General features: G+C 68.9%; 9 protein-coding genes. 2 read left to right on the top strand and 7 right to left on the bottom strand.

The annotated features are described in order from the left end of the window. A partial coding sequence (glgB, locus tag B4E30_RS13035) for a 1,4-alpha-glucan branching enzyme (protein WP_286795527.1) occupies window positions 1–1,194 on the top strand: 1,194 nt, incomplete at its 5' end. Between the two features lie 55 nt (window positions 1,195–1,249). On the opposite strand, the gene B4E30_RS13030 is transcribed toward glgB, so the two are convergent. Beyond that, complete coding sequence (locus B4E30_RS13030) at window positions 1,250–2,152, bottom strand: tetratricopeptide repeat protein (protein WP_194385489.1); 903 nt, start codon at window positions 2,150–2,152, stop codon at window positions 1,250–1,252. Window positions 2,153–2,175: 23 nt separating this feature from the next. Continuing rightward, window positions 2,176–4,053 (bottom strand): glycosyl transferase, encoded by a 1,878-nt coding sequence (locus tag B4E30_RS13025; RefSeq protein ID WP_286795526.1) that lies wholly within the window; start codon window positions 4,051–4,053, stop codon window positions 2,176–2,178. A gap of 157 nt (window positions 4,054–4,210) precedes the next feature. Here B4E30_RS13025 and B4E30_RS13020 point away from each other — a divergent pair, with 157 nt between their 5' ends. Then, the gene (locus tag B4E30_RS13020) at window positions 4,211–5,272 is read left to right on the top strand and encodes an AI-2E family transporter (protein WP_194385136.1); all 1,062 of its coding nucleotides are present in this window, start codon (window positions 4,211–4,213) and stop codon (window positions 5,270–5,272) included. A gap of 3 nt (window positions 5,273–5,275) precedes the next feature. Here B4E30_RS13020 and B4E30_RS13015 read toward each other — a convergent pair whose 3' ends face one another. From B4E30_RS13015 to B4E30_RS12995, 5 genes are all read right to left on the bottom strand, one after another. Next, a complete protein-coding gene (locus tag B4E30_RS13015; protein ID WP_194385135.1) occupies window positions 5,276–6,004 on the bottom strand; it encodes an alpha/beta hydrolase in 729 nt (242 codons plus the stop codon). Further along, entirely contained in the window at window positions 6,004–6,291 is a 288-nt protein-coding gene (locus B4E30_RS13010; protein ID WP_286795525.1) for a hypothetical protein, read from the bottom strand. Before B4E30_RS13010 ends, B4E30_RS13015 begins: the two co-directional genes overlap by 1 nt. Window positions 6,292–6,294: 3 nt before the next feature. Continuing rightward, window positions 6,295–7,017 (bottom strand): lytic transglycosylase domain-containing protein, encoded by a 723-nt coding sequence (locus B4E30_RS13005; RefSeq protein ID WP_286795524.1) that lies wholly within the window; start codon window positions 7,015–7,017, stop codon window positions 6,295–6,297. Between the two features lie 55 nt (window positions 7,018–7,072). After that, entirely contained in the window at window positions 7,073–7,660 is a 588-nt protein-coding gene (locus tag B4E30_RS13000; RefSeq protein WP_286795523.1) for a DivIVA domain-containing protein, read from the bottom strand. Then, the coding region (locus B4E30_RS12995; RefSeq protein ID WP_286795522.1) for a phosphatidate cytidylyltransferase at window positions 7,657–8,490 on the bottom strand (834 nt) is incomplete at its 5' end. The genes B4E30_RS12995 and B4E30_RS13000, both read right to left, overlap by 4 nt.

The following is an 8,490-nucleotide window of genomic DNA, read 5'->3' as shown; positions in this document are numbered from 1 at the left end:
ATCATGGACTGGGTCCCCGGTCACTTCCCGAAGGACGCCTGGGCGCTGGCGCGATTCGACGGCGAGGCGCTGTACGAGCATCCCGATCCCCGGCGAGGTGAGCACAAGGACTGGGGCACCCTCATCTTCGACTACGGCCGCAACGAGGTGCGCAACTTCCTCGTGGCCAACGCCCTGTACTGGCTCGAGGAGTTCCATGTCGACGGTCTGCGCGTCGACGCCGTCGCTTCGATGCTCTACCTGGACTACTCCCGCGAAGCCGGGGAGTGGGAACCCAACGTGCACGGCGGTCGCGAGAACCTCGAGGCGATCCGCTTTCTGCAGGAGGTCAACGCGACCGCGTACAAGCGATACCCGGGCATCTCGATGATCGCCGAGGAATCGACGAGCTTCCCCGGCGTCACGGCCCCCACCGACCACGCCGGACTCGGCTTCGGCTTCAAGTGGAACATGGGCTGGATGAACGACTCGCTGCAGTACGTCGCGCGCGACCCGATGTACCGGGGTCATCACGAGGGAGAGATGTCCTTCTCGTTCGTGTACGCCTTCAGCGAGAACTTCGTGCTGCCGATCAGCCACGACGAGGTCGTCCACGGCAAGGGCAGCCTGTTCGGGCGCATGCCGGGCGATCACTGGCAGAAGCTCGCCAACATGCGCGGCTACCTCGCCTACATGTGGGGGCATCCGGGCAAGCAGCTCCTGTTCATGGGGCAGGAGTTCGGTCAGATGTCCGAGTGGTCCGAGGGGCGCAGCCTCGACTGGTGGATGCTCGAGCAGCCCAGTCACGAGCAGCTGGCGCGGTTCGTCTCCACGCTGAACCACGTCTACCGCGATCACTCCGCGCTGTGGTCGCGGGATGCCGACGGAGCGGCGTTCGCGCGCCTCGGCGGTCCGGCGTGGAATTCCAGCGTGATCGCCTTCTCTCGCCGGGACTGGCATGGAAACACCGTCGCGGTGATCTGCAACTTCTCCGGGGTGCCGGTGAGACCGTACGAGATCGACCTCCCGGAGGCCGGGGTGTGGCGGGAGATCCTCAATTCCGACGCCGAGGAGTACGGCGGATCCGGCGTCGGCAACCTCGGAGTGGTCCACGCCGACGAGAACGGCCGCGCCTCGATGGTGCTGCCTCCTCTCGGAGTGCTCTGGCTGAGCCACGATCGCCAGGCGCGCATCCCGTCGCCGACGCACCGCTGACACGAGATCGCCCCCGGCACGAGTGGCCGGGGGCGATCTGGTCGCGTCGTCGGAGTCAGAACAGCAAGGAGGCAAGCCGCGCACGTGCGCGGATCACCCGGGGGTCGGCGTCGCCGACGACCTGGAACAGCTCGACCAGGCGCGCACGCACGGGTGCACGGTCGTCTCCGGCGAGCTTGGAGAACAGCTCGAGAAGCCGGGCGAACGCGTCGTCGACATGACCGCCGGCGACATCGAGATCGGCCACGAGCAGCTGCGCGTCCACGTCGGTGGGCGCATCGGCGGCCGCCGCGCGCGCCTGCTGCAGGTCTGCGCCCTGCACCCGCAGGAGCAGCTGCACCTGCGCCAGACCGGCTTTCGCGTCGGCGTCGCCGGGGTTCTCGGTGATCGCCGCCTCATACGCTCGCGCGGCGCGCTCGTAGTCGCCGGCCTCGATCGCGGCGTATGCCTCGGCGTGGGCCGGCGGCAGTGCGGGCTCGCTTTCGGCGACGTCGTCGTCCGGCGCATCCTCCGGCGTGATCGTGCCCGTCACACCGTTCTGCGCCGCAGCCTGCAGGAGCTGCGCGAACACCTCGCGCACCTGCTGTTCGGGCACGGCTCCCTGGAACAGCGGCACGGGCTGTCCGGCCAGGAGGGCGACGACCATCGGAATCGACTGCGCACGGAATCCCTGTGCGAGCTGCGGGTTCGCATCGACGTCGACCTTGGCGAGGACGATTCGCCCGCCGAGCTCGGTGACGACCTTCTCGAGAATGGGGCTCAGCTGCTTGCACGGCCCGCACCAGTCGGCCCACAGATCCACCACCACCGGGACGGTGCGCGAGAGCTCGAGCACCTCACCGAACGTGGCGTCCGTGACGTCGCGCACGAGCGCCGACGAAGCCGACCCGCCGGCCGGTCGGGGCGCGGCGGGGTCGGGGCGGTTACGGAGGGAAGACAGGTCGACGGCACCGCGCATCGCGGCCGCCGTGGCGGCATCGGTCACTCAATCACCTTCGCGTCGAGAATGTTTGAAACGTATCCGAGAAGCCGGATCTTCTCACTCGAGCCCTGGCCGGGCACGTAGAAGAACAGCTGGTCGACATACACGGTACTGAATCCTTCGGAGGATTCGTCCACACCGGTCAGCGTCTGCACGGTGGGATTGTTGTCGAGCTTGATCACCGCATCGTCGTCGGTGGGCTTGACCGTGTCGGTCTCCTGGATGGTGACCGCCACGATGGCGCCGCTCTCGAGGGTGGCCAGCGCCGTGGGGTCCTCCTCGCCGGGCTCGGTCGAGAAGGTCAGCTCCCCTGTCGATTCGGCGGTCTCGTTGAACTCGTCGAGCCGCTTCTGCCGGTCGGCGGCGACACCGATCCGGAACTGGTCCTCATCGAGCTCGAACAGGGAGGCGTACTCGCTGTCTTCGCCGTTGTTGATCACATCCGCGTAGGCGGTCGACAATTCCTGCGGCTCCATGATGAGGAACGGCGAATCGGGCTGAACCTGCGTCGCACCGACGTACACGGGCGCCAGGTCGGGAAGGGTCGTGTCTGCTTCGAGATACGAGTACGAGGTCAGCTTGTAGTCCGACCAGGCGTCCTGCTGGCTCAGGAACATCGTCGTCGCGGCCGTGCCCTCGGGATCGTTCACAACCGCGAGGAAGGTGCGGGGCCAGCCTTCGGTCGCCTGCGGCAGCACGACCTCGAGGGGCGTGGTGGCGAATGCCGGCAGCCCCTCACGGTCCTCGATCGCCTCTTGCAGGGTGTACAGGGTCTCTCGCTCGGCGAGGGGTGCCCCCTCGAGCCGGGTGGCCGCCAGATCGGCGTCTCGGGCCTCGTCCGCCTCGGCGACGGTCGCCGCCACACGCTCGATGATGCGCTCCGCCTGGGGCCGCGTGACCGCAGGAGACTGCTGGCCCTCGGGGACGATGACCGAAGCGGTGGGCGAAGGGGTGGGTGTTCCGGCCAGGTCGGGCCACGCCTCGGCCGTGCAGCCCGCGAGCACCAGCGCCGAAGCGGCGACGACCGGGACCGCGATGAAGCTGCGCCGACCACGCCCCACGGCGCGCCGAGAAGGAGTGCTGCTGATCACGCCCTTGTCGGGGTCGTCGGCCGTGACGTCGATCGGCTCCGTCGCGGGAAGGGGCAGGCCCTTCCGGCGCGGTCCGCGCGACCGGCGCACGTGACGGATGCCGAGCACGTACAGGATCAGCCCGATGACCATGAGGATCGCACCCCCCACGATGAGAGGGCCGGCCCACGGCGTGCCGTTCTCGATCGGCCACGACACGCTGAGATCCGTGGGCGCGGGCTCCGTTCCGTCGGCGGCCACGAGTACGCTCATGTCCGCGGGAAGCTGCAGCGGCGCCACGAGGAGGTCGGCCTGCTGATACTCGTCGAGCCAGAGGTCGGACCCGACCGGATTGCGCCCGGGCGCGGGCTCTTCGGCGGCGGCATCGTCCGCGGAAGCGGCATCGTCGGCACCCTCACCCTCATCGGCGACCTCACCCTCATCCGTGGCCTCGGTCTCTGCCGGCTCCGGGACGGCGGGGGCGACGGTGGACGTCGTGATCGTGCCGGTGTCGTCGGCGGTCACGTGGGCGTACTCGGCGTCGGAGAGCCACGCCTCGAGATCGGCCGTGCGGCCGTAGGCCGCGAAGAGCTCGCCCTCCCCCTGCACCCGAAGCGTCTGCGGACCGGACACAGCCGTCATCGCGCCGCCGTCGATGAGCACGTACGGCACATCTCCCTCGACGTCGAACTGCGCGGTCTGCGCATCGGGACCCTGGAAGACGGTGCGCTGCGCGATACCCGCGCCGATCATCACCGCGGCGAGGACGAACGCCAGCACGGCCCACACGAATCGCAAGGAAAACACCTCTCCACGTCCGCTTCGGGTCCCAGCGCAGACGTCAATCGACGTTTCAGACTAGCGGAGACGACCTGAAAGGCCACCGGGAGGCGTCGATGCGCAGACTCCTCGGCGCGCATGCGTATCCTGACACCACAGGAGCACGGCCGAGGCAGGAGACCGCGTGAAGATCCACAACCCGTTCCGGGTGGCGTTCCTCGCCACGCTGGGCGTCGGGCTCGGTCTGGTGCTCATCGCCAGCATTCAGACTCTCTCGACCATCCTCCTCTACGTCGGCACCGCGCTGTTCCTCTCGCTGGGTCTGGACCCGGTGATCTCGTTCCTCGAACGGCGGCGGCTGCCCCGCTGGGCGGCGGTGGTGGTGACGATCCTGGGAGTCCTCGCGCTCTTCGCAGGCATCGTCCTCATGATCGTCCCGCTGATCGTGTCGCAGATCTCGCAGCTCGTCACCGCCATCGTGCGACTCGTCGAGCGCGGCACCTTCATCGAGGATCTGCGTTCCTGGCTGCAGACGACCTTCCCCACGCTGCGGGTCGACGACGTGTTCAGCTACGTCGAGGACTGGCTGACGACGAACGTCACCGAGATCGGCGGATCGATCGGTCAAGGCGTCCTCGCCTTCAGCGGAGCCGTTCTGGCCGGACTCACCGGCGCGTTCATCGTGCTCATCCTCACGATCTACTTCACCGCATCGACTCCCAGCCTGAAGCGAGCGGTCTACCAGCTGGTCCCCGCGTCCAAGCGCGCCCGCTTCATCGACCTGTCCGAGCAGATCACCGACTCGGTGGGCTACTACGTGATCGGGCAGCTCTCGCTCGGCGTGCTCAACGGCGTGCTGAGCGCGATCTTCCTGTCGATCATCGGCGCACCTTTCCCGGCCGTGCTCGCCGTCGTCGCGTTCCTCTTCTCGATCATCCCGCTCGTGGGCACCCTCACCGGATCGACCATCATCGTGCTGCTGTGCCTCATTCCGGGACTGGGCGGCACGTCGACGGCGATCATCGCGGCGGTCTACTACCTCGTGTACATGCAGTTGGAGGCGTACGTGATCTCCCCCCGCATCATGGGTCGCGCGGTCTCCGTCCCCGGCGCCGTGATCGTCATCGCCGCCCTCGCCGGCGGTTCCCTCCTCGGACTGCTCGGTGCGCTCGTGGCGATCCCGGTCGCGGCCAGCATCCTCATCCTCTACCGGCAGGTGCTGATCCCCCGTCAGAACGAACGGTGACCGTCACGCCGTGCCGGGGATCTCCCCCGACCATTCGGTGGGGAGAGGCAGCGCGTCGGGGTTCACCGCGGCGACGATCTCGGTGAGCACCCGTCGCGTCTGCGATTCCCCCACCCACAGGTGCTTGGCGCCGTCGACCGCGATGAGGTTCGCCTGCGGCACGGCGGCGAACCGCTGTGCGGCTTCGTCCGGGCGCAGAAAGTCGTCGAGCTCGGGCACGAGGATGATGAGCGGGCGTTCTTCCTGAGCCCACGCGGCGACCTCCTCCGGTGTCGCACGATGCAGCGGGGGCGAGAGCAGAATGAACCCCTCGGCGGCGTGGTCGCGTCCGTACTTGAGGGTCAGCTCCGTACCGAAGGACCACCCGATCAGCCACGGATGCGGGAGCCCGCGCTCGCGGACGAAGTCCATGGCCGCGGCGACGTCGAAGGCCTCCGCGCGCCCACCGTCGAACTCCCCCTCGCTGATGCCGCGCGGCGATGACGTGCCGCGGGTGTTGAACCGCAGGACCGCGAGATCGGCCAGCGCGGGAAGGCGCGCGGCCGCTTTGCGGAAGACGTGCGAGTCCATGAATCCGCCTGCGGTCGGCAGGGGGTGGAGGGTCACCAACGTCGCGCGCGGCTCACGATCAGCGGGCAGCGCGAGCTCGCCGACGAGGGTGAGCCCGTCGAGCGTCTCGAGCTCGATCTCTTCCCGGCGAGCGGGAAGCATGAGGGGGCCGCGAATCTCCATCAGCTGATCCTCCAGCAGGCGTTGTGCCAGTGTCTGCGCGCCGCGAGGTCGGCGCGGTCGCCGAGCACGCCGTCGGCCCGCCAGGCGACCAGGTGTGCCGTACCCGGCCCGATCGCGCGCGAGCATCCCGGGCACGTGTACGGCTTGACCGCCTGTGCGGCCGAGATGGGCTGCACCGTCCACTCGGCGCCGCGGCGCACCTCCGTGCGCTTCCACCCCGCCAGGAGCCGATCGAAGGATGCGTCGCCCGCCGCCTGGTCGCGGCGCCGACGGTTGGACCGCGGCACGGGTCAGTACCAGCCGACGGACTGCGAGTGCCCCCACGCCCCGCACGGGGTCCCGTAGCGTCCGCCGATGTATCCCAGGCCCCACGAGATCTGGGTGGCCGGATTCGTCTCCCAGTCGGCCCCGGCACTGGCCATCTTGCTACCCGGCAGCGACTGCGGGATGCCGTAGGCCCCGCTGGACGCGTTGTAGGCGTTGACGCGCCAGCCCGACTCCTTGTTCCACAGCGCCACGAGGCAGGAGAACTCGCCGTCGCCCCATCCCCGAGCGGTCACCATCTCGTACGCGATGGCCTGTGCGGACCCGGGATCGGGTGTGACGAACGGCGGCGCCCATCCTCCCCCGGCCGACGATGACGACGACTCGCTCGCGACGACGGGTTCCGGAGTCGGCGTCGGAGTCGGCGTGACATAGACCTCGTAGTTGCCGCGCTCGAAGGTCGGGATCTCGTCGTCGCCGGCATCGGCGGTGACGAGGGTCTGCACGTCTCCCAACGTGCTCGAGTACAGCGTGATGGGCTGCGTCTCCTCGGCGGCCGCCTGGCTCAGAGCGACGCCCGTCGGGCCGGCGTACGCGATGACGAAGCCGAACGCGGCCAGCGTGGCGAACACAGCGAGGACCCCGCGACGCCGGGACCACCGTTGCGCCGGTGCCGACGGGCGGCGTGCCGGCGCGGCGACGTTCACGACGTCGCGACGCGCGGGGGTAAGGTCGCTTCCGGCAGTCACAGTGACCCGATTCTAGCCGCGAGGACTCCCGGTGTCATCCGCCCCGCGACGCGCGTCACCGCACCGCGAGCATCACCTCGACGACCGCGTCGAGGACCGCATCCACCTGCGCCTCCCGGTACCCGCCGCGCTGCATGCGGAACGCCACCGATCGCACCTGCTCGACCGAGACGGGTTCGCCGTCCGCCAGGTAGCGGGCGAGCTTGTCCCCCACCAGATCGACCTCATCGATGCGGTACCCGTACCGCAGCGCGCCGACACGGTCGAAGCGTCGTCCCTTGCGTCGCGTCAGGCGATCGAGCACCTCCTGCGCGGTTCCGCGCGTCGCGCCGACCCATCCGCCGACGTCACCGTCCGCGAGCGCCGTCTCGCGCTCACGGGCGGCGAAGGCGTCTTCGATCCGCGCGAGCGCCGCATCGACGGCCGCGATGACGTAGCCGTGGCGCGTCAGGGGGAAGGCCGCGCGTCGCACGTCCTCGGAGGTCAGCGCGTCTCCGGTCTCGCCTTCGAAGACACCGCGTGCACGAGCGAGGAAGTCGTCGACGGCCGCGCGGTCATACCCCTTCGTGCGCCCCTGCGCGATCGGGAAGGACGTGCGCTCGGAGGGCGAGGGGGAATCGGACGACACGGGGGCCGAACTCATGGGGTCACCACCAGCGGAGTGAACAGATAGGACAGTGCGAGGGCCACGGTGACCGACGGGAGGATCGAGTCCAGGCGATCGAGCACACCGCCGTGACCGGGCAGCCACGAACTCATGTCCTTGATGCCCATATCGCGCTTGATCATGGACTCACCGAGGTCACCGGCCGTGGCCGTCGCCAGGATCGCGGCTCCGAAGACGAGGCCGGTCCACCACGGCAGCCCGAGCAGGAACATCGACGCGAGCACACCCGCGACGAGGGCCGCCACGGCAGCTCCGGCGAAGCCCTCCCACGTCTTCTTCGGGCTGATCCGGGGCGCCATCGGATGACGCCCGAAGGTGAGTCCGCTGATGTAGGCGCCGGTGTCGGCCACGACGGCGATCAGGATGAACGTGATGATCCACCACTCGCCGCCGTCCTGACGCAGCAGCACGAGCGAGAGACTCGCGAAGAAGGGTACGTACAGCTGAACGAAGCCGCCCGTCAGCACATCGGCGAGCACGTCCGACGGTGAGCGCTGCTCCACGGCCACCATCTGGGCGATCAGTCGCCAGACGGCGATCACGACGACGGCCACGAACGTGACGACCCAGTGGAACCACAGGTCGGCGAACAGGCCCGACAGCACGAGGACGACGCCGACGCCCACCTGCGGTGCGACATCGATACGGCGGCCGGCGACCGTGAGCGCGCGACTGATCTCGAGGATCCCGAAGAGGGTCGCGACGAGCGCGAAGAGGATGAAGATCCACTTCAGCAGCACGAGCGAGAGCAGCAGCACACCCCCGATCGCGATGCCGATCAGAATGGCGACGATGAGGTCACGACC

The sequence above is a fragment of the Microbacterium sp. UBA3394 genome (assembly GCF_002358725.1).
Lineage (GTDB): Bacteria > Actinomycetota > Actinomycetes > Actinomycetales > Microbacteriaceae > Microbacterium > Microbacterium luteum.
The sequence above is the reverse complement of the archived record's forward strand: the minus strand, read 5'-3'. Positions and strand labels throughout refer to the sequence as shown.

Bases quoted from the DNA above. Each gene is read 5' to 3' on its own strand.
- B4E30_RS13000 (WP_286795523.1), bottom strand. From the start codon at position 7,660: ATGAGTTCGGCCCCCGTGTCGTCCGATTCCCCCTCGCCCTCCGAGCGC.
- B4E30_RS13015 (WP_194385135.1), bottom strand. From the start codon at position 6,004: ATGGAGATTCGCGGCCCCCTCATGCTTCCCGCTCGCCGGGAAGAGATC.
- B4E30_RS13030 (WP_194385489.1), bottom strand. From the start codon at position 2,152: ATGCGCGGTGCCGTCGACCTGTCTTCCCTCCGTAACCGCCCCGACCCC.